Genomic DNA, 23,269 nt, shown 5'->3' with positions numbered 1-23,269 from the left:
CACCGACGCAGAAGATCCTGACACCGGGGTAATCCGTGAAAAAGCTCTCCGCACGACGACGCCATCCGCTGGCGGCGGTCGTCGTCCTACTTCTCGCGCTGGCGGCCACGGGGGGGCTGTACGCCGCGTTCGCGCCCGCGGGCACGGCGAAGGCCGACGAGACCGCCCAGTCCCTCGCCATCGAGGAGGGGAAGAAGCTCTACTCCGTCGGCTGCGCCAGCTGCCACGGAACCGGCGGTCAGGGCACCACTGACGGCCCCTCCCTCGTCGGCGTGGGTTCGGCCGCCGTGGACTTCCAGGTCGGCACGGGCCGCATGCCGGCCCAGCAGCCGGGCGCCCAGGTCCCGAAGAAGAAGGTCATCTACTCGCAGGCCGAGATCGACCAGCTCGCGGCGTACGTGGCCTCCCTCGGGGCCGGCCCGATCACGCCGACCGGGCAGCAGTACGACCCCGCGGGCGCCGACAAGGCCAGGGGCGGCGAACTGTTCCGCACCAACTGTGCCCAGTGCCACAACTTCACCGGGGAGGGCGGCGCGCTCACCCACGGCAAGTACGCCCCGAGCCTCGAGGGCGTGAGCCCGAAGCACCTCTACGAGGCCATGCAGACCGGCCCGCAGAACATGCCCTCCTTCCCCGACACGACGATGCCGGAGAAGGAGAAGAAGGACATCATCGCGTACGTCCAGGCCGTCAACAGCGACGAGGCCGACAACCCGGGCGGTCTCTCGCTCGGTGGACTCGGTCCCGTCAGCGAGGGCCTGTTCGCCTGGATCTTCGGTCTGGGTGCGCTCGTCGCAGTTGCCATCTGGGTCGCGGCCCACACCGCTAAGGCCAAGAAGTCATGAGTAGCCAAGAGATTCCAGAAGAGAACCTGCCGGCCGTGCAGGACACCGCGCACGGCGCGGTGAAGGTCGCCGACGACCCGTTCGCCGACCCGGGCCTCCCGCCCCACAAGCCCCGCATCCAGGACATCGACGAGCGGGCCGCCCGCCGGTCCGAGCGTGCGGTCGCCTTCATGTTCGCGCTGTCGATGCTGGCCACCATCGGCTTCATCGCCTCGTACGTGATCTTCCCGGTGGACAAGATCGTGTACATCTGGCCCTTCGGCCGGGTGTCCGCGCTCAACTTCTCCCTGGGCCTGACCCTCGGTGCCTCCCTCTTCTTCATCGGCGCGGGGGCGGTCCACTGGGCCCGCACCCTGATGTCCGACGTCGAGGTCGCCGACGAGCGGCACCCGATCGAGGCGTCGCCCGAGGTCAAGGCGAAGGTCATGGCGGACTTCGCGGCCGGTGCCGCCGAGTCCGGCATGGGCCGCCGCAAGCTCATCCGCAACACGATGTTCGGCGCGCTGGCGCTGGTGCCGCTCTCCGGCATCGTGCTCCTGCGCGACATGGGCCCGCTGCCCGAGAAGAAGCTCCGGACCACCCTGTGGGCCAAGGGCAAGCAGCTCATCAACATGAACACGCACGAGCCGCTGCGTCCCGAGGACGTCGCGGTCGGTTCGCTGACCTTCGCGATGCCCGAGGGCCTCTCGGAGCACGACCACCACTTCCAGACCGAGATCGCCAAGGCCGCCCTGATGATCGTCCGCATCCAGCCGGACGACATCAAGGACAAGCGCGAACTCGAGTGGTCGCACGAGGGCATCGTCGCCTTCTCGAAGATCTGCACCCACGTGGGCTGCCCGATCTCCCTGTACGAGCAGCAGACGCACCACGTCCTCTGCCCGTGCCACCAGTCCACCTTCGACCTCTCCGACGGCGCCCGCGTCATCTTCGGCCCGGCCGGTCACGCCCTTCCGCAGCTGCGGATCGGCGTGAACGACAAGGGCTTCCTGGAGGCGCTCGGCGACTTCGACGAGCCCGTCGGCCCTGCCTTCTGGGAGCGCGGATGAGCACCGTGACCGATACCGAAAAGAAGGCACCCGCCGGCGAGCGGGTCGCCGACTGGGCCGACGGCCGCCTGGGGATCTACACGCTGGCCAAGGCCAACATGCGGAAGATCTTCCCGGACCACTGGTCCTTCATGCTGGGCGAGGTCTGCCTCTACAGCTTCCTCATCATCATCCTGACGGGCGTCTACCTGACGCTGTTCTTCCACCCGTCGATGAACGAGGTGGAGTACGCGGGACCGTACGTCCCGCTCCAGGGACAGCTGATGTCCGAGGCGTTCAACTCGACCATGCACATCTCGTTCGAGGTGCGCGGCGGTCTGCTCATCCGGCAGATCCACCACTGGGCGGCGCTGATCTTCCTCGCCGGCATGTTCGTGCACATGATGCGCGTCTTCTTCACCGGCGCGTTCCGCAAGCCGCGTGAGATCAACTGGCTGTTCGGCTTCCTGCTGTTCTTCCTGGGCATGTTCACCGGCTTCACCGGTTACTCGCTCCCGGACGACCTGCTCTCCGGCACCGGTGTCCGCTTCATGCAGGGTGCGATCCTGTCCGTGCCGGTCGTCGGCACGTACCTCTCGATGTTCCTGTTCGGCGGGGAGTTCCCCGGCGGCGACTTCGTCGCCCGGTTCTACTCGGCGCACATCCTGCTGCTGCCCGGCATCATGCTGGGCCTCGTGGTCGCCCACCTCATCCTGGTGTTCGTCCACAAGCACACGCAGTTCGAGGGCCCCGGCCGCACGAACAAGAACGTCGTCGGCATGCCGCTGCTGCCCGTGTACATGGCGAAGGCCGGAGGCTTCTTCTTCCTGGTCTTCGGCGTCATCGCGGTCATCGCGGCGATCGCCTCGATCAACCCGATCTGGGCCCTCGGCCCGTACCGCCCGGACCAGGTGTCCACCGGCGCCCAGCCCGACTGGTACATGGGCTTCGCGGAAGGCCTGATCCGCGTCATGCCGGGCTGGGAGATCAACCTCTGGGGCCACACGCTCGTCCTGGGCGTGATGATCCCGCTGGCGATCTTCCCGGCGGTGCTCGGCGCGATCGCGGTCTACCCGTTCATCGAGTCCTGGATCACCGGCGACAAGCGCGAGCACCACATCGCGCAGCGCCCGCGCAACGCCCCCACGCGCACCGGCTTCGGCGTCGCCTGGATCACCGCGTACATGATCATGCTCGTGGGTGGTGGAAACGACCTCTGGGCGACCCACTTCCACCTGTCGATCAACTCGATCACCTGGTTCGTGCGGATCTTCTTCTTCGTCGGCCCGGTCATCGCGTTCATCGTCACCAAGCGGATCTGCCTCGGCCTCCAGCGCCGGGACAGGGACAAGGTGCTGCACGGCCGCGAGTCGGGCATCATCAAGCGCCTGCCGCACGGTGAGTTCGTCGAGATCCACGAGCCGCTCAGCCAGGGCGAGCTGCACCGCCTCACGGCGCACGAGCAGTACGAGCCCGCAGCGCTGCCGCCGGCCGTGGACGAGAACGGCGTGGAGCGGAAGATCGGCCGCATGGAGAAGCTCCGGGTCAAGCTGAACAGGAGCTACTACGGCGGGGACAACCAGATCCCCAAGCCCACCGTCGAGGAGTACAAGGAGATCCAGAGCGGCCACGGCCACCACTGATCGCCTGACGTCCACGACTTGCCGAAGTCGCCACGGCGAGAGCCCCGTCCGTACGCCGGACGGGGCTCTTCGCCGTCCCCGGGGATCGATAGGGTGGTCCCGTATCCGTCAGGCGATGATGACCGGGAGCTGCCATGGGCGCTGTGACCCCCGCTGGAGGACCCACCACGGCGGGCCGCTCCTGGCCCGTCGTCCTGGACGGCCTGCTGAGCGGCCGCGACCAGAGCGCCGAGGACACGGCCTGGGCCATGGACCGGATTCTGCGCGGCGAGGCCACCGACGCGCAGATCGCCGGGTTCGTCGTCGCCCTGCGCGCCAAGGGCGAGACCGTCGAGGAGATCACCGGCCTCGTCCGGACGATGTACGAGCACGCCCGCACGATCGAGGTGCCCGGGGCCACCGTCGACATCGTCGGCACCGGCGGCGACGGCGCCAGGACCGTCAACATCTCCACCATGTCCGCGATCGTGGTCGCCGGCACCGGCGCCAAGGTCGTCAAGCACGGCAACCGCGCGGCCTCCTCCGCCTCCGGCGCCTCCGACGTCCTGGAGAAGCTCGGCGTCAACCTGGACCTGACCCCGGGGCGGGTCGCCGAGGTCGCCGAGGAGGCCGGCGTCACCTTCTGCTTCGCCGTGAAGTTCCACCCGGCGCTGCGTCACGTCGCGACGGCCCGCAGGGAACTCGGCATCCGCACGGTCTTCAACTTCCTCGGCCCGCTCACCAACCCGGCCCGGGTGCGGGCCCAGGCGACCGGCGTCGCGGACCCGCGGATGGCGCCCATCGTCGCCGGGGTGCTCGCCGGACGCGGCTCCTCCGCGCTCGTCTTCCGCGGCGACGACGGGCTCGACGAGCTGACCACCACCGCCACCTCACGGGTCTGGGTGGTCCGGGACGGCGCGGTGCGGGAGGAGACCTTCGACCCCCGGGACGTCGGCATCGACCTCGTGCCGGTGGAGGCGCTGCGCGGCGCCGACGCCTCGTACAACGCCGACGTGGCCCGCCGGCTCCTCGCCGGCGAGACCGGGCCGGTGCGGGACGCGGTGCTGCTCAACTCGGCGGCGGCGCTGACCGCGCTGGAACCGGGGGAGGGCACCCTCGCGGAGCAGCTCCGCGCGGGCATCGCGAAGGCCGCCGAGGCCATCGACTCCGGCGCCGCCCGGCGGGTCCTGGAGCGCTGGGTCGCGGCCAGCAACGCGTAACGCGTTCCGCCGCGCGGCCCCGGTCCAGGATGCGGACCGGGGTCGTGCGCCGCGGCGATCATGTGGCAGGATGCTGCGCAGGTCACGAGTGACAGCGTCAAGGCCCCGGCTCGCTGTCCGGCAACCCTCCGTCCGTGGCGGGGTGCCCCGGGTGATGACCAGGCCGTGGGCAGCGAGGTCCGCGGCAAGCGCGGACCCCTCGAACACCAGGGGTCCTGGTCTCTCGAGGAGCGTTTTCCGTGAGCAAGCGAATGCGATAGGGCGAGTCCGCCCCTTCTTCACCCCTCGGAACAGGGTCCCTTCCGCGTACCCGCACACCCGCGCGCGCCCCCTCCTCTCCGAGGCGTCACCCGTACCCCGCCGTGTCCGGCCGCGTACGGGACCACCGAAGCCGTTCCGCACCGCCCGCCGGGAGATACCGCCATGTCCGCACGCCCGAACGCCGCCACCGTCGAGACCGCCGCCCCCGGAACCGGCGGCCCCCGCCCCGCCGCCCCGCTGCCCGTCCTCGGCCGGGACGTCACCGTCCCGCTCGTCACCGGCGGCGAGGTGACCTACGCGGCGCTCGACTACGCGGCCAGCGCGCCCGCTCTCCAGCGCGTCTGGGACGACGTCGCCGCGTACGCCCCCTACTACGGCAGCGTCCACCGCGGCGCCGGCTACCTCTCCCAGCTCTCCACCGACCTCTTCGAGAACAGCCGCGCCACCGTCGCCGGGTTCCTCGACTGCCGCCCCGGTGACCAGGTCGTCTTCACCCGCTCCACCACCGACTCGCTCAACCTGCTGGCCGCCGCCCTCCCCGCCGGCTGCGAGGTCTTCGTCTTCGAGACCGAGCACCACGCCTCGCTCCTGCCCTGGCGCGACGCCCGCGTGACGTACCTCGACGCGCCGCGCACCCCGGAGCAGGCCGTCGGGACCCTGGAGCGCGCCCTCGCCGGACGCGACCCCCACGGCCCCGCCCTGGTCTGCGTCACCGGCGCCTCCAACGTGACCGGCGAGCTGTGGCCGGTGAGGGAGCTGGCCGCCGCCGCCCACGCGCACGGCGCCCGGATCGTGCTCGACGCCGCCCAGCTCGCGCCCCACCACCCGGTCTCCGTGACCGCCCTCGACGTGGACTGGGTCGCCTTCTCCGGGCACAAGCTGTACGCGCCCTTCGGCGCCGGCGTCCTCGCCGGCCGCGCCGACTGGCTCCGGGACGCCGATCCCTACCTCGCGGGCGGCGGCGCCTCCCGGAAGGTGGCGCGCCGGGCCGACGGCGGCGTGGACGTCGAGTGGCACACCAGCGAGGCCCGCCACGAGGCCGGCTCCCCGAACGTCATCGGCGTCCACGCGATCGCCTCCGCCTGCAGGGCGCTCGCCGAGGCCGGCTTCGACGCCCTCGTCGCCCGCGAGAACCAGCTGATCGCCAGGGTCCGCGAGGGCCTGGCCGGGGTCCCCGAGGTCAGGGTCCTCTCGCTCTTCGGGGACGACGCCCCACGCGTCGGCGTCATCTCGTTCGTGGTGGAGGGCTGGAACAGCTCCCACTTCGCCGCCGCGCTCTCCGCCGAGTACGGCATCGGCGTCCGCGACGGCCTCTTCTGCGCCCATCCGCTGGTCCGCACCCTGCTCGGCGGCGACCCGCGGGACCCGGGCGAGTGCGGCGCCCCCGAGGCGGCGCCCGGCGAGCCTTCCCTCAACGCCGTCCGGGTGAGCTTCGGCGCCGGAACCCCCGACGAGCACGTGGAGCGGTTCGTCGGCGCCGTGAAGGAACTGGTCCGGGACGGCGCCCGCTGGAAGTACCGCACCGAGGACGGCCGTTGCGTCCCGGACCGCGGCTGAACGCTCACTCGTACGGGTGAAGGGGGCCTCCCGTCCGGGAGACCCCCTCCGTCCGCGGCCGCGAAGGACCTCAGGACTCCAGGCCGATGGCGAAGGCCGCCTCCAGGTCGTGCTGCGAGTACGTGCGGAACGCGACGTGGGTGTCCGTCGCCTCGACGCCCGGGATCTTGCTGATGCTGCCGGGGATCACGTCCGCCAGGTCGTCGTGGCGGGGGACCCGGACCATCGCGATCAGGTCGTACGTGCCGGTCACCGAGAAGACCTCGCTGACGCTGTCGAGCGCCGCGATCGACTCGGCGATCTCGGGGATGCGGTCCACGCTGGTCTTGATGAGCACGATCGCGGTGATCACGGCTGGCTTTCTCCCTCGGTGGCCGCGGCTGGGGCTTTCACTCTATCCCCACCCCGGTGGCGCACCCAGGCGTAGAGGAAGCCGAGCGAGAAGCCCACCACGTGGGCCAGGTACGCGACGCCGGGACCGGCCCCGGCCGTCCGCGCGGCCAGCCACTGGAGCGCGAACCAGAAGATCAGCACGATCCACGCGGGGAAGCGCAGCGGGAGGAAGAAGAGGAAGGGGAAGAGGCTGGTGACCCGGGAGCGCGGGAAGAGGAAGAGGAAGGCCCCGAGCACCCCGGAGATCGCCCCCGACGCCCCCACCAGGGTCTGCTCGCTGTCCGCGTGCGCCACCGCGTAGCCGACGAGGGCGAGACAGCCGGTCCCCAGGTAGAAGAGGGCGTACTCGACGGGCCCCAGGCGCTCCTCGGCCATCGCGCCGAAGACGTACAGGAAGAGCATGTTCCCCAGGAGGTGGAGCCAGCTCCCGTGGACGAAGAGCGCGGTGAACGGGGTGAGCAGGGCGCGCGGGTCGCCGCTCACCAGCTCGGCGGGGACGACGCCCCAGCGGCGGAAGTGGGAGCCCTGGGCGGCGAGGAGGGCGTCGCCCGTGCCGTGCGCCGGGTTGAGCCCGGAGACCGGACCGGCCACGAAGAGGAGGCAGCAGGCGGCGATCAGCCCGTACGTCACCGCGGGACCGCCGCGGACGCCCCGCAGGGCGCCGCGGGCCGCGCTTCGCCAATCGATCACGGACAGATCATGGCGTACCGGCGGCGAAGTGGACAGAGTGCCTCGCCGTGCTCCGGCCTCCCCGCGAGGCCGTAGTGTGGCGGACAGTACGACCGCAGTTCGACGGCGCACCGCGGCTCCCGCACCTGGTACCCCACCACAGGAAGAAGGACGGCACGATGACGACGGTTCCCCTGCCGACCGCCGAGACCCGCTGGCGCTGCACGCTCTGCGGCAACCTCACCCGCTTCGACGTGACCCGCTCGTCCAAGGTGGTCGAGTACGTCCATCTGGACCTCGCCGGAGAACCGACGGTCGAGGAGCGGCAGGTGGTCAGTGAGACCATCGAGTCGGTCCGCTGCCGCTGGTGCAACGCGGTGGACCGGATCGAACTGGTGGACAGGCCGGGCGCCGCTTCCTGAGGACGGCGCGGACGACATAGGGGTGACGGATCGTGGAGCAGCCCGCGCACGGTGGAGAGCCGGCCGGCGCGGCAGGTGACGCTGCCGAGACGTTCGACCATCCACTGCCGGAAGGCGTGCGGCGGAAGGTCGTCGCGCTGGTCGCGGACGCCTTCGGCGGGCTGACCGTCGCCGAGCTGCCCCCGCCCCTGCGGCAGTACGCCCGGTTCACCGCGAGCCGGCGGGCCAAGTTCGCCGGGAACGCCATGGCGTCGGCCCTGGAGAGCGACCCGGTCTTCCGGCAGCGGATCGGCGAGCGGTTCAAGCAGGGCCACCCCGAACTGGCCGGAGCCCTGGAGAGCGGCACCCCGCCCGCGGCGGCCGACCCCGTCGACGTGGCGGCGGCCGCCTATGTGCTGCGCCCGCCCGGCTGGGTCAAGCTGGTCGCCGCCGCGGGCGAGGAGGCCCAGCGGGCCGACGCCGAGCGGGCCGACGAGGCGGGCCGGCGCGAACTGGAGCGGCTGCGCCGGGAACTCGCCGCGGCCAGGGACCGCTCCCGGGACGAGACCGAGCAGTTGAGGCACGACCTCGACGCGGCCCGCCGGGAGGCGGAGTCGTTCCACCGCAAGCTGCGCAGCGCCCTGAGCGACGTGAAGCGGGGCGAGGCGGCGCTGCGCAGGGTCCAGGGTGAGATCGAGACCGTGCGGGCGGACGCGGCGGCCCGGGTGTCGGCCGCCGAGAGCGAGAGCCGGCGGCTCAGGGCCAGGCTCGGCGAGGTCGAGGCGGCCCTGGAGGCGAGCCGCAGGAGCGCACGCGAGGGCCGTTCGGTGGAGGACATGCGGCTGCGGCTCCTCCTGGACACGGTCCTCGACGCGGCGCAGGGGCTGCGCCGCGAACTGGCGCTGCCGCCCGTCTCGACGCATCCGGCGGACACCGTGGACGCGGTGGAGCCGGGGCGGATGTCCCCGAAGGACATCGCGGCGCGGGCGCTCTCCGAGACCGATCCGGCCCTGCTCGACCAGCTCCTCGCGCTGCCGCAGACCCATCTGGTGGTCGACGGCTACAACGTCACCAAGACCGGCTATCCGACGATGCCGCTGGAGAAGCAGCGGCTGCGGCTGCTCGGCGGCCTCTCGGCCCTCGCGGCCCGGTCGGGCGCCGAGGTCACCTGCGTCTTCGACGGGGCGGAGCTGGCGGCCCCGGTGCTGCTCGCGCCGCCGCGCGGGGTGCGGGTGCTGTTCTCCAAGGCGGGCGTCACGGCGGACGAGTTGATCCGGCAGCTGGTGCGGGCGGAGCCGCCCGGCCGGCCGGTGGTGGTGGTCTCCACGGACCGCGAGGTGGCCGACGGGGTGGCGAAGGCGGGTGCGCGGCCGGTCCCGTCCGTCTTGTTGCTGAAGCGGCTTTCGCGGCTCTCGTGACCCGTGTCAACCCGTGGGCCTTATGACCGGTTTCTGGATGGCGCACCGTCAAGTCCCCCTCACTGCCCGTACGGTGCGTGTGAACAAAGTGCCGGGTGGGCGAGATTTTTGCCGTCGGGATTTGAACTGATCACAAGTTGGTCACTAGGGTCAGGGCTCGAACCTTCGCGCGGTTGGTCACCCATCCGGGGTGACGGCGGAGGAACCGCCCGCCCCTGACCGGCCGGGCGGCTCTGAGGAAGAAGGAGCTCGCCTTCGTGGCGTCCCACCGTCGACCCAAGCAGCCGAGCCGCACCCGCGTGACCGTGCTCACGGTGACCGCGGCCGCCGCCGTCGCCTTCACCGCACAGTCCGGTGCCCAGGCGGCCCCCGCCAAGCCCAAGATCGACGAGGTCAAGTCGAAGGTCGACAAGCTGCACCACGAGGCCGAGGAGGCCACGGAGCAGTACAACCAGGCCGACGAGCGCCGCGGGAAGCTGCAGAAGGAGGTCGGCGACCTCCAGGACAAGGTGGCCCGGGGCCAGCAGGAGCTCAACGTCCTGCGCGACCAGATCGGTTCGGTCGCCAGCGCCCAGTACCGCTCCGGCGGCATCGACCCGGCGCTCCAGCTCTTCCTCTCCGCCGACCCGGACACCTACCTCGACAAGGCGTCCGCGATCGACCAGCTGAGCGCCCAGCAGGCCGACGTCCTCACCTCGATCCAGGCCAAGCAGCGCACGCTCGCGCAGCAGCGCGCCGAGGCCACCGCGAAGCTCGCCGACCTCGAGGACGTCCGCAAGACCCTCGGCGAGAAGAAGCAGAAGTTCCAGAGCAAGCTCGCCGAGGCCCGGAAGGTCCTCGACACCCTCACGGCCGCCGAGAAGGCCAGGCTGAAGCAGGAGGAGCGGGAGAAGGAGGAGCGGGCCAGCCGCGACGCCGGTCGGCGGACCGACCTGACCGGCGGCGGCGCCCCGGTCGACCTGGGCTCCGTGAGCGGCCTCGCCGGCAAGGCGCTCGCCGCCGCCGCCACCCAGATCGGCAAGCCGTACGCCTCTGGCGAGGAGGGCCCCGGTTCGTACGACTGCTCCGGCCTGACCCAGTGGGCCTACCGCCAGGCGGGCGCCCGGATCAGCCGCGTCACCTACACCCAGCAGAACGACGGCACCAAGATCGGCCGCAGCCAGCTCCAGCCGGGCGACCTGGTCTTCTTCAACGGCCTGTCGCACGTGGGCCTCTACGCGGGCAACAACACGATCCTGCACGCCCCCAAGCCGGGCGCCTTCGTCCGCTACGAGTCCATGGACTACATGGGCACCTTCCAGTTCGGCGTCCGCGTCGGCGGCTGATCCCCCGCCGACCCGCGCGGCATGCCGCCCGAACGGGTGGTTCGCCGAGAACGGAACTGACCTGACGCCCCGCCGGTGACCTGTGGTCTCCGGCGGGGCGTCACTGTGCGTGCCCGTCGCCCTCGTTGGACGCGGAGGTGGCAGCGGCTACTGTCTGCCGCGCCAGTCTGCGTCGAGCCGAACGGAGCGCGATCCGTGGCGTCCCACCGCCGATCCGCCAGGGTCACCGTCCTCACCGCCGCCGCGGCCACCGCGGCGGCGTCCCTCGGGGCCGTCCCCGCGAGCGCCGACCCGGGAACCGGCGCCGAGACCGCCCGGGCCGCGGTCGACCGCCTCCTCACGGAGGCGGAGCGGGCCACGGAGGGCTACAACCGGGCGGACGAGAAGGCGGACGAGCTGCGCCGGACGGTCGCCCACGCCCAGGACGGCCTCGCCCGGGGCCAGGAGCGGGTCAACCGCATGCGGGGCGTCCTCGGCGCGGTCGCCGGGGCCCAGTACCGCTCCGGGGGCATGGACCCCGCCCTCGCGCTGCTGCTCTCCTCCGACCCGGACAGCTACCTCGACCGGGCCTCCGCCCTCGACCGCGCCACCGACCGCCAGAACGACGCGCTCGGCGCGCTCCGGCGGGAACAGCGCCGGCTGGCGCAGCTGCGGAGCGAGGGCCGCGCGGCCCTCGCCGAACTGGAACGCGGCCGGGACGAGGTCGCCCGCCACAAGCGCGCCGTGGAGGGCAAGCTCGCCGAGGCCCGCCGGGTGCTCGCCTCCCTCACCGCCGCGGAGCGCGCCGACTTCGACCGCGCCTCCCGCACCGGCGGCCGCGGGGCCGCCCCCGACGGGGGGAGCGCCGGGAGCGGCCCCGGCGGCGGGCCGTCGTTCCCCGGGGACCCGGGGCCGGTCTCCTCCCGGGCCGCCGCCGCGGTGGCCGCCGCCCGCAGCGCGATCGGCAGGCCGTACGCGTGGGGGGCGACCGGCCCCTCCGCCTTCGACTGTTCGGGCCTGATGGTCTGGGCGTACCGGCAGGCCGGGGTCAGCCTGCCGCGCACCTCCGCCGCGCAGCGGTACGCGGGCCGCCGGGTCCCCCTCGCACAGGCGCGGCCCGGCGACCTCGTCACGTACCGGGGCGACGCCAGCCACGTGGCCATCTACGCCGGGAACGGGCAGGTCATCCACGCCCCCTACCCGGGCGCGCGGGTGCGCTACGACCCGGTGGACATGATGTCGCACGTGACGGTGACCCGGGTCTGAGCCGGGCGCGCGGCCCCGGCCGCGCCGGTTCGTGCCCGCCCCGCGCCCGTCCCGGCCCCGACCGCACCGGCCTCGGCCCCCGCCCGCACGGGTCCCGGCCGGCTCCGTCCCCGCCCCGCCCGCCCCGGTCCTGTCCCGGCCCGCACCGGTCCCGTCCGGCTCCGCGCCGGCCCCGGCCGGGACCGTTTCGCACCGGCCGGGAGCCACGACCGCCGTTCGGATCGTACGATCGGACGCGTGGCAGGTCAGCGGTGCGGAGCGCGACGGCCGGCAGCCGTCTGTCTGCTGGCCCTGCTGCTTGCCCTGACGGGCCCGGTCGGCTGCACGAGGACCGGGGGACCCGCCGACACGGCCTCCCGGGAGATCCAGACCCTCCTGGACCGGCACGCCAGGGCCCTCCTGGACCGCGACGAGCCCGGTTACCGCACCGCCCTCGACCCCGCGTACGCCCCGGCCGGCCTCACCCTCTACCGGCGGCTCGCTGCCGTGCCGCTGGAGGGCTGGTCGTACCGGGTCACCGGCGTCGACCGCGCCGCCCCCGGCCGGGCCACCGTCCGCGCGGACCTCGGCTACCGGCTCCGGGGGTACGACCGGCGGCCCGTCACCGGGGCCCGCGTCCTGGACCTCGCCGAACGGGACGGACGCTGGTACGTGACCGGCGAGCGGCCCGCGAAGGGCACGCCCCGGCAGCTGTGGGAACAGGGGGACGTCGCGGCCGTCCGGAGCGCCCGCTCCCTCGTCCTCGGCGTCGGCCAGGAACCGGCCCGGCTCCGGGAGATCGCGACGGCGGCCGACCGGGCGGTCCCCGCCGTCACCGGGGCCTGGCACGCGGACTGGGCCCGCCGCGTGGTCGTCCTCGTCCCCGGCTCGCTGAACGCGATGGGGGAGCTGCTGGGGGAGCCGGGAAGCTCCTACCGGGGCATAGCGGCCGTCACCACGGGCGAGACCGCGGGCGGGACGGACGCGCCCGCGGACCGGGTGATCGTCAACCCCGAGGCGTACGGCGTCCTCGGCGACTTCGGCCGGCAGCTCGTCCTCACCCACGAGACCGTCCACGTCGCCACCCGGGCCCACACCACTCCCTCGACCCCGGTCTGGCTCTCCGAGGGCTTCGCCGACTGGGTCGCCTACCGGGACGCCGACCGCACCCCCGTCCAGGCCGCCCCCGAGCTGACCCGCGCCGTCCAGGACGACGGCCCGCCCGCCCGGCTCCCGGAGGACGGCGACTTCGCCTTCGGCGGCGACACGGAGGTCCTGGCGCGGGCGTACGAGAGCGGCTGGCTGGCCTGCCGCATGGTCGCGGACCGCTGGAGCGAGGAGAAGCTGGTGGCCTTCTACCGGGCGGTGGGCGCGCACCCGGGACGCAAGGGCGCCGTGGAGAAGGCGCTCCACGAGGTCCTGGGCACCACGCCGGAGGACTTCACGCGGGAGTGGCGCGTGTACGTGGAGGAGCAGCTCGGCTAGGAAGCCTCCCGGCTCCCGCCTTGTCCGGTTCTTGCCCGGTCCGGCCCCCGGCCCGTCCGGCCCCCGCCCCGCTCCGGCCCTCGCTCCGTCCGGCCCGGCTCCCGTCCGGCCCGGCTCCCGTCCGGCCCGGCTCCCGCCCGGTCCGGCCCCGCCGTTCCTCAGCGCGAGCCGGTCAGGGTCTTCCCGGTCTTCTCGCGGTCCGGGTGTCCCGCCTGCGCGGGGATGGCCGCGACGCCGGCGGGGCGCGGCTCCGTGACCGTCTCCCGCCACAGGATCCGGCAGGCGAGGAGGGCGGCGGCGATCAGCAGGCCGTTGCGCGAGAACAGCGCCGCCATGCCCAGCGGATCGCTCCGCGTCACGTGCGAGAACCACACCGGGAACTCGAACTGGGTCACCGCCGCCGCCAGGAGCACCAGGTGCGCGGGCCGCTCCATCCGGCTCGACCGGAAGGCCAGGCACACCGCCGCCAGGCCGACCAGCCACAGCATGTACTGCGGGGAGAGCACCCGGCTCGTCAGCGTGAACAGCAGCACCGCCACGAAGGCCGCGTCCGCCACCGTCGACGAGGTGAAGCGGCGCGCCCTGACCCGCCACAGCAGCAGCCAGGCGAAGGCGGCGAACGTGAGCGCCATCGCGGCCGTGGAGACCGTGGACACGTACGGCCCGAGGAACTCGATCGAGCCGTAGTTCATCCGCGCCTCGCCCTCCCAGCCGAAGTGCCGGGCGACGTGGAAGACCATCGAGCCCAGGGACTCGACCTCGGTGCCCCGGTCGCGCTGGAAGGAGAGGAAGGCCAGCGCCCCCGGCATCCACAGCACGCAGAACAGCAGCACCGCCGCCGCCGCGCCCGCCGCCGCCGGCCACGAGCGGAACGTCGCCCGCCCCTTGGGGGTGCCCGCGAGGATCAGCACCGGCCACACCTTCAGGACCGCGCCGAAGCCGGCGAGCGCGCCGAGCACGCGCGGGCTCCGGCCCGCCGCGAGCAGCCCCGCCACCGCGACGGCGGTCACCATCACGTCGTACCGGGCGTACGTGATCGGGCCGAGCAGCGGGACGGCCGCCAGCCAGAACCAGGCGCCCCGGGACGTCCGGCCCGCCCGGCGGCCGGTGTGGAGCAGCAGGCCGAAGACCAGGGCGTCGCAGAGGAGCGCGAGGAGGAAGAAGGCGGCCGAGTAGCCGAGGAACGGCAGCAGCGCGGGGGAGAGGATCGCGAACGCCGCGGCCGGCGGGTACTGCCAGGTGACGTCGTCCAGCGGGTACGTGCCGGTCCGCAGGACGTCGTACCAGCCCTGGTAGATGTTCTCGATGTCGAACGTGATGTCCGGGCCGGGGATCACCACGACCTTGAACACGACCAGCAGGAGGATCGCCCGGCTGAGGCCCCAGAGGCCGAGGGGGAGTCGCAGGTCCGCGCGTGATCCCTTACCCACTGCGCCCGTCGTCACTGTCTCGTCCTTGTTCTGTCGGCCCGCTGGCGCGGGGGGTGGTGGTGCCGGGCGGAGGATGTGATCGCGTACTGTCGGCCCCGATGCACAAGACCCTGATCGTAACCAACGACTTCCCGCCGCGTCCCGGGGGAATCCAGGCCTTCCTGCACAACATGGCCCTGCGCCTGGACCCCCGGCGGGTCGTGGTGTACGCCTCCACCTGGAAGCACGGCCGCGAAGGGGCCGGGGCGACGGCCGCGTTCGACGCCGAACAGCCTTTCACGGTCGTCCGGGACCGCACCACCATGCTGCTCCCCACCCCCCGGGTCACCGCCCGCGCCACCGCGCTGCTGCGCGAGCACGGCTGCGAGTCCGTGTGGTTCGGCGCCGCCGCCCCGCTCGGCCTGATGGCCCCGGCCCTGCGGCGGGCGGGTGCCCGGCGCCTGGTCGCCACCACCCACGGCCACGAGGCCGGCTGGGCCCAGCTCCCCGGCTCCCGGCAGCTGCTCCGCCGCATCGGCGAGGGCACGGACACGGTCACCTACCTCGGCGAGTACACCCGGTCGCGGATCGCGGAGGCCCTCACGCCCGCCGCCGCCGGCCGGATGGTCCAGCTCCCGCCGGGCGTGGACGAGAAGACCTTCCACCCCGGTTCGGGCGGCGACGAGGTCCGCGCCCGGCTCGGGCTCAGCGACCGCCCCGTCGTGGTCTGCGTCTCCCGGCTCGTGCCCCGCAAGGGCCAGGACACCCTGATCAGGGCCCTGCCGCGGATCCTGCGCCGGGTTCCGGACGCCGTCCTGCTGATCGTCGGCGGCGGCCCGTACGAGAAGGACCTGCGCCGCCTCGCCGCCGGGACGGGCGTGGCCGGATCGGTGCGGTTCACCGGCGCCGTCCCCTGGGCGGAGCTGCCCGCCCACTACGGGGCCGGCGACGTCTTCGCCATGCCCTGCCGCACCCGGCGCGGCGGCCTGGACGTCGAGGGCCTCGGCATCGTCTACCTGGAGGCCTCCGCCACCGGCCTCCCCGTCGTCGCCGGCGACTCCGGCGGCGCCCCCGACGCCGTTCTCGACGGCGAGACCGGCTGGGTCGTCCGGGGCGGTTCCCCCGGGGACACCGCCGACCGCGTCACCGCCCTCCTCCTCGACCCCGAACTGCGCGCCCGCATGGGCGAGCGCGGCCGGGCCTGGGTCGAGGAGAGGTGGCGCTGGGACCTGCTGGCGGAACGGCTGCGCGAGCTGCTCTGAGCGCCACGGACGGAGAGGGGCCCCGGGCGGATCGCCCGGGGCCCCTCTCCGTCCGCGCGTCCGCCGGGCTCAGCCCCGGTAGAGCGCCTCGATCTCGTCCGCGAAGTCCTTCGCCACCACGTTCCGCTTCAGCTTCAGGGACGGGGTGATGTGGCCCGCCTCCTCCGTGAACTGGGCGGGCAGGACGCGGAACTTGCGGACCGACTCCGCCTTGGAGACCGCCGCGTTGCCGTCGTCGACCGCCCGCTGGACCTCCGCCAGGAGGTCGGCGTCCTCGCACAGGGAGGCCGCCGTCGAACCGGCCGGCTTGCCGTGCTCGGCGGCCCAGCGGCCGAGGAACTCCTCGTCGATCGTGACGAGCGCGCCCACGAACGGGCGCCCGTCGCCGACCACCATGCACTCCGCGACGAGGGCGTGCGCCCGGATGCGGTCCTCGATGACGGCCGGGGCGACGTTCTTGCCGCCCGCCGTGACCAGGATCTCCTTCTTCCGCCCGGTGATCGCGAGGTAGCCGTCCTCGTCGAGGGTGCCGATGTCGCCCGTGTGGAACCAGCCGTCCGCCAGCGCCTCGGCCGTCGCCGCCTCGTTGTTCCAGTAGCCCGTGAAGACGTGTTCGCCGTGCAGCAGCACCTCGCCGTCGTCGGCGATCCGCACCACGGACCCCGGCAGCGGCTGGCCGACCGTGCCGATCTTCGGGCGGTCCCACGGGTTGAACGCGGTCGCCGCGCACGACTCCGTCAGGCCGTAGCCCTCCAGGACCGTGAAGCCGATGCCCCGGAAGAAGTGGCCGAGCCGCTCGCCCAGCGGCGCGCCGCCCGAGATCGCGTACTCGCCGCGCCCGCCGAGCACCGCCCGCAGCTTCCCGTAGACCAGCTTGTCGAAGAGGGCGTGCTTCAGCCGCAGGCCGAGGGACGGGCCCTGCGGGGTGCTCAGCGCCCGGCTGTACGCGATGGCCGTGTGCGCGGCCCTGTCGAAGATCCTGCCCTTGCCGTCGGCCTGCGCCTTCGCCCGCGCCGAGTTGTAGACCTTCTCGAAGACCCGGGGCACGCCCAGGATCAGCGTCGGCCGGAACGAGGCCAGCTCGTCCGTCAGGGACTTGATGTCGGGCAGACAGCCCAGGCGGATCGGGGCCATCACCGAGGCCACCTCGATCAGCCGGCCGAAGACGTGCGCGGCGGGCAGGAAGAGCAGCACCGAGGACTCGCCGGTACGGAAGAGGGGCTTCAGCCGCTCCACCACGTTGCCGCACTCGGCGAAGAAGGCCCGGTGGGTCAGGACGCAGCCCTTGGGGCGGCCCGTCGTGCCCGACGTGTAGACGATCGTCGCCGGGTCGTCGGCGGTCGCCGCCGACATGCGCTCGTCCAGCAGCTCGTCGGAGACGCCGGCCCCGTCGGCCGTGAGCCGGGCGACGGCACCGTCCTCGATCCGCCACACGCCCGTGAGCTCCGGCAGGTCGTCCCGGACGGAGGACACCGCCTCCTCGTGGGCCGCGCTCTCCACCAGGACGAGCTTCGCGCCCGAGTCGCCCAGGATCCACCGGATCTGCTCCGGCGAGCTGGTCTCGTACACCGGCACGGTCACCGCGCCCGCGCTCCAGATCGCGAAGTCCAGGAGCACCCACTCGTACCGCGTGCGGGAGAGCAGCGCGACCCGGTCGCCCGGCTCCACGCCGGAGGCGATCAGCCCCTTGGCGGCGCCCCGGACCTCGGCGAGGAACTCGGTGGCGGTGACGTCGGCCCAGCCGCCGTCGGTCTTGCGCCCCATGACGGCGACGTCTGGGTGCTGGGAGGCGTTGCGGCGGATGAGATCCGTCAGGTTGCCGTCCGTGGGGACCTCGTACAGGGCCGGAAGGCTGAACTCGCGCAAGACTGCTGCTCCTCATCGGGCGCCGGCGCCACGGCTCTGTGTGATGCACCGGTGTAGTCCACGTCCGGGCGGGTGCTCAGTGGGGGTGAGCACGACTGGACTGCCCGGACGTTACCCACCAGTACATGGTTCCCGATAGGGGGTCCCGGCCAGATGTTCCCTGCGTCACACACCCGTGACGGTGCTCTGCGCACAGTAATCCACCGCGTTCCCGACTCGGAAGTAACCGCAGGTAGGGGGGTGCGGGAGCCGTCCCGCGCACCCGGTCCGGCCGCACCCGGCCCGGGTGCGCGGGACGCCCCCCTAAGGTGGGTCCATGCGAGTCCACGTGGTCAGCGACGTACACGGCAACGCGGCGGACCTCGCCGTGGCGGGGGAGGGCGCCGACGCCCTGATATGCCTGGGGGACCTGGTCCTCTTCCTGGACTACGCCGACCACGGCCGGGGGATCTTCCCCGACCTCTTCGGCGTCGAGAACGCCGACCTGATCGTCGAACTGCGCACCGCCCGCCGCTTCGACGAGGCCCGCGCACTCGCCCGCCGCCTCTGGGCCACGCTCGACGTCGACCGCGAGACCGCCGTCGAGGCCGCCGTGCGCCGCCAGTACGCCGAACTCTTCGCGGCCTTCCCCACCCCCACGTACGCCACCTACGGCAACGTCGACGTCCCCCGGCTCTGGCCCGAGTTCGCCCGTCCCGGGACGACCGTCCTCGACGGACGGCGGGCCGAGATCGGCGGCCTCGTCTTCGGCTTCGTCGGCGGCGGCCTGCGCACCCCGATGCACACCCCGTACGAGATCTCCGACGAGGAGTACGCGGCGAAGGTCGAGGCCCTCGGAGAGGTCGACGTCCTCTGCTCCCACATCCCGCCGGACGTGGCCGAGCTGACCTACGACACGGTGGCCCGCCGCTTCGAGCGCGGCAGCCGGGCCCTGCTCGACGCGATCCGGCGCACCCGCCCCCGCTACGCCCTCTTCGGCCACGTCCACCAGCCGCTGGTCCGGCGGATGCGGATCGGCGCCACCGAGTGCGTGAACGTCGGCCACTTCGCCTCGACCGGCAGGCCCTTCGTCCTGGAGTGGTGACCCGCCCCTTGCCGTGCGGGGCCCGGCCCCGGGCGCGATAGCCTTCCGTCGGCACGTCTGTGCCCCTGACTTCCGCCGGACCGCACAGTGGAGGAGCCACCGCGATGGCCGAACACACCAGCTCGAGCATCACCATCGAGGCGGCGCCGGCCGACGTCATGGGCGTGATCGCCGACTTCGCCCGCTATCCCGAGTGGACGGGCGAGGTGAAGGAGGCCGAGGTCCTGGAGAGGGACGCCGCCGGCCGCGCGGAGAAGGTCCGGCTGCTCCTCGACGCGGGCGCGATCAAGGACGACCACACCCTCGCGTACACCTGGACCGGGGACGACGAGGTCGGCTGGACGCTGGTCAAGTCCCAGATGCTCCGCTCCCTCGACGGCTCCTACCGGCTCGCCCCGCTCGACGGCGGCAGGCGCACCGAGGTCACCTACCAGCTGACCGTCGACGTCAAGATCCCCATGCTCGGCATGATCAAGCGCAAGGCCGAGAAGGTCATCATCGACCGCGCCCTGGCCGGCCTGAAGAAGCGCGTCGAAGCCGGCGCGTAGGCGCCGCGCGGCGGGGGCGCGGACCCCGGCGTCCGCCGTCGCGGGCGGGCGGTAGCGTCCTCCGCATGCGGATCATCCTTGTCACCGGCCCCGGCGGCGCCGGTCGCACCACCGTCGCCACCGCGACCGCCCTCGCCGAGGCACGGGCCGGACGCCGGGTCCTGCTCGTCTCCGAGGAGGCCGAGGAGGCCGCGGAGAGCGCGGGTGCGGGGCTCCCGGGCGGGGAGTTCCCGGACGGGGGGCTCCGGACCGGGCGGCTTCCGGGCGGAGGGGACCTCCGGGTCCTGCGGCCCGCGCCCGCCGCCGACTTCCGCCGCGAGTTCCTCGCCCTCCAGGCCCGTTCCGCCGCCGCCCTCGACCTGCTCGGCGCCGCGCCCTTCGAAGAGGCCGAACTCACCGAACTCCCCGGCAGCCGCGCCTTCGCCCTGCTCCGGTGCCTCCGCGACGCCGCCGAGGGCGACCACGACCTCGCCGTCGTCGACCTGCCCCCGCTCGCCGAGGCCCTCGCCGTCCTCGCCCTGCCCGGACAGCTCCGCCGCTACCTGCGCCGGCTGCTGCCCCCGGAGCGGCAGGCCGCCCGCGCCCTGCGCCCGGTGCTCGCCCAGCTCGCCGGGGTCCCCATGCCCGCGCAGTGGCTGTACGGGACCACCGCCCACTGGGAGGCGGGACTCGCCGCGGTCCAGGCCGTCGTCGAGGACCCCGCCACCACCGTCCGGATCGTCCTCGAACCCGGACCCGCCGCCGCCCGCGCCCTGCGCACCGCCCGGCTCGGCCTCGCCCTCCACCGGCTCCCCCTGGAGACCGTCGTCGCCAACCGGCTGCTGCCCGCCGGTTCCGGGGACCCCTGGCTCGCCGGGCTGGCCGCCGAACAGCACCGGCACCTGGAGGGGCTCCGCGCCGCCGCCGGCGACGCCCTGCACGAACTCCCCCACCTCGGCCGGACCCCGCGCGGGGCCGGCGACCTGGCCCTCCTGGCCCCGGCCCGGACCGGGACCGCGCCCGCGCCCGTGCCCGCGTGGGCCGTCGAGGACCGGCGGGAGGAGGACGGCGTCCTCGTCTGGCACCTCGCCCTGCCCGGCGCCGTCAAGGAGGAGCTCTCCCTCGTCCGGCGCGGCGACGAGCTGCTGCTGGGCGCGGGACCGTTCCGCCGCGCCCTGCCCCTGCCCGCCGCCCTGCGCCGCTGCTCCGTCACCGGCGCCGGGCTCGTGGACGGGGAGCTCCGCGTCCGCTTCACGCCCGACCCCGGACTCTGGCCCCGCACCCCGTGAGGGGCGCGCCCCGCCGCCGGAGCCCGCGCCCCCCGGCGTCCGTGTACCGTCGGAGTACCAGCCGACCGAGGAGTGCCCCATGAGCGATCAGGACGCCTGGGCCGAGGCGTGCGCCGAGGACCTGGAGGCGGAGAGGGCCCGCCGCCGGGCCGAGCGGGGAACCGGCCCCGGACCGGCCGCCGAGGAGTTCCGCAAGCTCTTCGAGGCGGTCGCCGGCAAGGTCTCCGAAGGCCTCGGGAACCCGCTCCTCGCGGCCGGGGCCGAGCAGACCGTACGGCGGTTCGTCGACCGGGCGAAGGCCGTCGTCGAACCCGTCGTCGAGCGCAACCCGCAGGTCTTCGACCACCTCGCCGCCGCCGGGAACGAACTCCTCGCCGCCTACCGCTCCGCCGTGGAGGGGCACGAGGGCCGCTGGACCCGGGGCGGAACCGCCCCCGCGGACCCGTCGCCCCCGGATTCCGGGGCGTCCCGGAAGGACGACGGGGGCCCGGGAACCGGGCAGCACATCGACCTGGACTGACCGGGGCGCGCCTCTCCCTCGGGTACGGTGGGCCCTAGCGGGGCTCGACCGAAAACTGAGGGACACATGGGACTCACCATCGGCGTCGACATCGGCGGCACGAAGATCGCGGCCGGCGTGGTCGACGAGGAGGGCAAGATCCTCGACACGCACAAGGTGCCCACCCCGCCGACCCCCGAAGGCATCGTCGACGCGATCAGCACGGCGGTCTCCGAGGCCGGCAAGGGCCACTCGATCGAGGCCGTGGGCATCGGTGCCGCCGGCTACGTGGACGACAAGCGGGCCACCGTCCTCTTCGCGCCCAACATCGACTGGCGGCACGAGCCGCTGAAGGACAAGGTCGAGCAGCGCGTCGGTCTGCCCGTCGTGGTCGAGAACGACGCCAACGCGGCCGCCTGGGGCGAGTACCGGTTCGGCGCGGGCCAGGGCCACGAGGACGTCATCTGCATCACCCTCGGCACCGGCCTCGGCGGCGGCATCATCATCGGCAACAAGCTGCGCCGCGGCCGCTTCGGCGTGGCGGCGGAGTTCGGCCACATCAGGGTCGTCCCGGACGGCCTGCTGTGCGGCTGCGGCAGCCAGGGCTGCTGGGAGCAGTACGCCTCCGGGCGCGCCCTCGTCCGGTACGCCCGGCAGCGCGCCGCGGCCACCCCGGAGAACGCCGAGCTGCTGCTGGGCTTCGGCGACGGCACCCCCGAGGGCATCGAGGGGCGGCACGTCAGCCAGGCCGCCCGCGCCGGCGACCCGGTCGCCGTGGACTCCTTCCGCGAGCTGGCCCGCTGGGCCGGTGCCGGCCTCGCCGACCTGGCCTCGCTCTTCGACCCCTCGGCGTTCATCGTCGGCGGCGGCGTCTCGGACGAGGGCGACCTCGTCCTCGACCCGATCCGCAAGTCCTTCCGGCGCTGGCTGATCGGCGGCCAGTGGCGTCCGCACGCCCAGGTCCTCGCGGCCCGGCTCGGCAACAAGGCCGGTCTGGTCGGCGCGGCGGACCTGGCCCGCCAGGGCTGACCCCTACGGGGACGACCGGCCCGCACGAAGAGGTGCGAAGACACGCGTGTCCGCCCGCCGCGTCCCCCGGGACGCGGCGGGCGGCCGTCGTATGTTGACCGTCATGGCGATCACTGAGCTGCCCAACTCCCGCACCGAGGAGGACGGTTCGGCCGTCCTCCGGGTCCTGAGCTACAACGTCCGCTCGATGCGCGACGACGAGGACGCCCTCGTCCGGGTGATCCGGGCCTGCGCCCCCGACGTCGTCTTCGTCCAGGAGGCCCCGCGCTTCTTCCGCTGGCGCAAGCACGCCGCCCGGCTCGCCGCCAGGAGCGACCTCGTCGTCCTGAGCGGCGGCGCCACCGCGGCGGGACCGCTGCTGCTCTGCTCCCTGCGGGCCACGGTGGAACGCACCGAGGACGTCCTGCTGCCGCTCACCCCCGGCCTGCACCGCCGGGGCCTGGCGACCGCCGTCGTCCGCTTCGCCGGGGCCCGGGTGGGGCTGGTCAGCTGCCACCTGAGCCTGCGGAAGGACGAGCGGTACGCGCAGGCGGGCATGGTCCTCGACCGGGTCGCCGCGCTCGGCACCCCGCACGTCCTCGTCGCCGGCGACCTCAACGAGCGGCCCGGCGGCCCCGCCTTCACCCGGCTCACCGGGGAGCTGCGGGACGGCTGGGCCGTCGCCCCGTGGGGCGGCGAGTTCACCTCGACCCCCGACGACCCGCACCAGCGCATCGACGCGGTCCTCGCGACCCCGGGCGTCGAGTTCCTGGGCTGCGGGGTCCCGGCGGACCTGGACCCGGCGGACCTGCGGGCCGCCACCGACCACCTTCCGGTGCTCGCGGCGGTCCGCGTGCCCGCCTCCTCAGGCTGAGGA

General features: G+C 73.7%; 21 protein-coding genes and 1 riboswitch. Of the genes, 17 read left to right on the top strand and 4 right to left on the bottom strand.

All coding sequences use genetic code 11. From position 1 onward, the window contains the following. Positions 1–35: 35 nt before the first annotated feature. From qcrC to ACZ3IL_RS05780, 5 genes are all read left to right on the top strand, one after another. The gene (gene qcrC / locus ACZ3IL_RS05800) at positions 36–845 is read left to right on the top strand and encodes a cytochrome bc1 complex diheme cytochrome c subunit (protein WP_467387004.1); all 810 of its coding nucleotides are present in this window, start codon (positions 36–38) and stop codon (positions 843–845) included. Further along, positions 842–1,894 (top strand): cytochrome bc1 complex Rieske iron-sulfur subunit, encoded by a 1,053-nt coding sequence (qcrA, locus tag ACZ3IL_RS05795; protein WP_467387002.1) that lies wholly within the window; start codon positions 842–844, stop codon positions 1,892–1,894. Before qcrC ends, qcrA begins: the two co-directional genes overlap by 4 nt. After that, on the top strand, positions 1,891–3,516 hold the full coding sequence (gene qcrB, locus ACZ3IL_RS05790) for a cytochrome bc1 complex cytochrome b subunit (RefSeq protein WP_467387000.1): 1,626 nt from the start codon (positions 1,891–1,893) through the stop codon (positions 3,514–3,516). Before qcrA ends, qcrB begins: the two co-directional genes overlap by 4 nt. Positions 3,517–3,650: 134 nt before the next feature. Next, a complete protein-coding gene (trpD, locus tag ACZ3IL_RS05785; RefSeq protein ID WP_467386998.1) occupies positions 3,651–4,715 on the top strand; it encodes an anthranilate phosphoribosyltransferase in 1,065 nt (354 codons plus the stop codon). 80 nt (positions 4,716–4,795) lie between these two features. After that, positions 4,796–4,912: riboswitch (SAM riboswitch) on the top strand. Positions 4,913–5,138: 226 nt separating this feature from the next. Next, positions 5,139–6,533: an aminotransferase class V-fold PLP-dependent enzyme gene (locus ACZ3IL_RS05780; RefSeq protein WP_467386996.1), complete on the top strand. Its 1,395-nt coding sequence runs from the start codon at positions 5,139–5,141 to the stop codon at positions 6,531–6,533. Positions 6,534–6,603: 70 nt separating this feature from the next. On the opposite strand, the gene ACZ3IL_RS05775 is transcribed toward ACZ3IL_RS05780, so the two are convergent. After that, positions 6,604–6,885: an Lrp/AsnC family transcriptional regulator gene (locus ACZ3IL_RS05775; protein WP_030205672.1), complete on the bottom strand. Its 282-nt coding sequence runs from the start codon at positions 6,883–6,885 to the stop codon at positions 6,604–6,606. Next, positions 6,882–7,616, bottom strand: coding sequence for a rhomboid family intramembrane serine protease (locus tag ACZ3IL_RS05770; protein WP_467386994.1), 735 nt, complete (start codon positions 7,614–7,616; stop codon positions 6,882–6,884). The genes ACZ3IL_RS05775 and ACZ3IL_RS05770 overlap by 4 nt, the downstream gene beginning before the upstream one ends. A gap of 158 nt (positions 7,617–7,774) precedes the next feature. On the opposite strand from ACZ3IL_RS05770, the gene ACZ3IL_RS05765 reads away from it, so the two are divergent. From ACZ3IL_RS05765 to ACZ3IL_RS05745, 5 genes are all read left to right on the top strand, one after another. Beyond that, entirely contained in the window at positions 7,775–8,017 is a 243-nt protein-coding gene (locus tag ACZ3IL_RS05765; protein WP_030205668.1) for a hypothetical protein, read from the top strand. A gap of 32 nt (positions 8,018–8,049) precedes the next feature. Next, positions 8,050–9,414, top strand: a complete 1,365-nt coding sequence (locus ACZ3IL_RS05760; RefSeq protein WP_467386992.1) for an NYN domain-containing protein — start codon at positions 8,050–8,052, stop codon at positions 9,412–9,414. Between the two features lie 257 nt (positions 9,415–9,671). Continuing rightward, positions 9,672–10,739, top strand: a complete 1,068-nt coding sequence (locus ACZ3IL_RS05755; protein ID WP_467386990.1) for a C40 family peptidase — start codon at positions 9,672–9,674, stop codon at positions 10,737–10,739. 195 nt (positions 10,740–10,934) lie between these two features. After that, the gene (locus tag ACZ3IL_RS05750; protein WP_467386988.1) at positions 10,935–11,984 is read left to right on the top strand and encodes a C40 family peptidase; all 1,050 of its coding nucleotides are present in this window, start codon (positions 10,935–10,937) and stop codon (positions 11,982–11,984) included. Positions 11,985–12,221: 237 nt separating this feature from the next. Next, positions 12,222–13,448 (top strand): hypothetical protein, encoded by a 1,227-nt coding sequence (locus tag ACZ3IL_RS05745; RefSeq protein ID WP_467386986.1) that lies wholly within the window; start codon positions 12,222–12,224, stop codon positions 13,446–13,448. 158 nt (positions 13,449–13,606) lie between these two features. On the opposite strand, the gene ACZ3IL_RS05740 is transcribed toward ACZ3IL_RS05745, so the two are convergent. After that, positions 13,607–14,878 carry a glycosyltransferase 87 family protein gene (locus ACZ3IL_RS05740; protein ID WP_467386984.1) on the bottom strand — a complete coding sequence of 424 codons (1,272 nt, stop codon included), beginning with the start codon at positions 14,876–14,878 and terminating at the stop codon, positions 13,607–13,609. 98 nt (positions 14,879–14,976) lie between these two features. Here ACZ3IL_RS05740 and ACZ3IL_RS05735 point away from each other — a divergent pair, with 98 nt between their 5' ends. Then, positions 14,977–16,119, top strand: coding sequence for a glycosyltransferase family 4 protein (locus tag ACZ3IL_RS05735; protein WP_467386982.1), 1,143 nt, complete (start codon positions 14,977–14,979; stop codon positions 16,117–16,119). Positions 16,120–16,188: 69 nt separating this feature from the next. On the opposite strand, the gene ACZ3IL_RS05730 is transcribed toward ACZ3IL_RS05735, so the two are convergent. Continuing rightward, the gene (locus ACZ3IL_RS05730; protein WP_467386980.1) at positions 16,189–17,985 is read right to left on the bottom strand and encodes an AMP-dependent synthetase/ligase; all 1,797 of its coding nucleotides are present in this window, start codon (positions 17,983–17,985) and stop codon (positions 16,189–16,191) included. A gap of 316 nt (positions 17,986–18,301) precedes the next feature. Between ACZ3IL_RS05730 and ACZ3IL_RS05725 the strand changes: the two genes are divergently transcribed. The 6 genes from ACZ3IL_RS05725 to ACZ3IL_RS05700 all read left to right on the top strand — a co-directional run bounded on the left by ACZ3IL_RS05725 (position 18,302) and on the right by ACZ3IL_RS05700 (position 23,266). Beyond that, positions 18,302–19,069, top strand: a complete 768-nt coding sequence (locus tag ACZ3IL_RS05725) for a metallophosphoesterase family protein (RefSeq protein ID WP_467386978.1) — start codon at positions 18,302–18,304, stop codon at positions 19,067–19,069. A 104-nt stretch (positions 19,070–19,173) separates the two neighbouring features. After that, complete coding sequence (locus ACZ3IL_RS05720; RefSeq protein WP_467386976.1) at positions 19,174–19,617, top strand: SRPBCC family protein; 444 nt, start codon at positions 19,174–19,176, stop codon at positions 19,615–19,617. Between the two features lie 65 nt (positions 19,618–19,682). Further along, positions 19,683–20,885, top strand: coding sequence for an ArsA family ATPase (locus ACZ3IL_RS05715; RefSeq protein WP_467386974.1), 1,203 nt, complete (start codon positions 19,683–19,685; stop codon positions 20,883–20,885). A gap of 79 nt (positions 20,886–20,964) precedes the next feature. Beyond that, positions 20,965–21,405: a DUF5304 domain-containing protein gene (locus ACZ3IL_RS05710; RefSeq protein ID WP_467386972.1), complete on the top strand. Its 441-nt coding sequence runs from the start codon at positions 20,965–20,967 to the stop codon at positions 21,403–21,405. 66 nt (positions 21,406–21,471) lie between these two features. After that, positions 21,472–22,413, top strand: a complete 942-nt coding sequence (locus ACZ3IL_RS05705) for an ROK family glucokinase (protein WP_467386970.1) — start codon at positions 21,472–21,474, stop codon at positions 22,411–22,413. 103 nt (positions 22,414–22,516) lie between these two features. Beyond that, complete coding sequence (locus ACZ3IL_RS05700) at positions 22,517–23,266, top strand: endonuclease/exonuclease/phosphatase family protein (protein WP_467386968.1); 750 nt, start codon at positions 22,517–22,519, stop codon at positions 23,264–23,266. Positions 23,267–23,269 lie beyond the last annotated feature (3 nt).

Source organism: Streptomyces sp. NPDC014907 (assembly GCF_055562975.1).
The sequence above is the reverse complement of the archived record's forward strand: the minus strand, read 5'-3'. Positions and strand labels throughout refer to the sequence as shown.

Bases quoted from the DNA above. Each gene is read 5' to 3' on its own strand.
- ACZ3IL_RS05715 (WP_467386974.1), top strand. From the start codon at position 19,683: ATGCGGATCATCCTTGTCACCGGCCCCGGCGGCGCCGGTCGCACCACC.
- ACZ3IL_RS05705 (WP_467386970.1), top strand. From the start codon at position 21,472: ATGGGACTCACCATCGGCGTCGACATCGGCGGCACGAAGATCGCGGCC.
- ACZ3IL_RS05725 (WP_467386978.1), top strand. From the start codon at position 18,302: ATGCGAGTCCACGTGGTCAGCGACGTACACGGCAACGCGGCGGACCTC.
- qcrA (WP_467387002.1), top strand. From the start codon at position 842: ATGAGTAGCCAAGAGATTCCAGAAGAGAACCTGCCGGCCGTGCAGGAC.
- ACZ3IL_RS05710 (WP_467386972.1), top strand. From the start codon at position 20,965: ATGAGCGATCAGGACGCCTGGGCCGAGGCGTGCGCCGAGGACCTGGAG.
- ACZ3IL_RS05780 (WP_467386996.1), top strand. From the start codon at position 5,139: ATGTCCGCACGCCCGAACGCCGCCACCGTCGAGACCGCCGCCCCCGGA.
- ACZ3IL_RS05765 (WP_030205668.1), top strand. From the start codon at position 7,775: ATGACGACGGTTCCCCTGCCGACCGCCGAGACCCGCTGGCGCTGCACG.
- trpD (WP_467386998.1), top strand. From the start codon at position 3,651: ATGGGCGCTGTGACCCCCGCTGGAGGACCCACCACGGCGGGCCGCTCC.
- ACZ3IL_RS05735 (WP_467386982.1), top strand. From the start codon at position 14,977: ATGCACAAGACCCTGATCGTAACCAACGACTTCCCGCCGCGTCCCGGG.
- ACZ3IL_RS05720 (WP_467386976.1), top strand. From the start codon at position 19,174: ATGGCCGAACACACCAGCTCGAGCATCACCATCGAGGCGGCGCCGGCC.
- ACZ3IL_RS05700 (WP_467386968.1), top strand. From the start codon at position 22,517: ATGGCGATCACTGAGCTGCCCAACTCCCGCACCGAGGAGGACGGTTCG.
- qcrB (WP_467387000.1), top strand. From the start codon at position 1,891: ATGAGCACCGTGACCGATACCGAAAAGAAGGCACCCGCCGGCGAGCGG.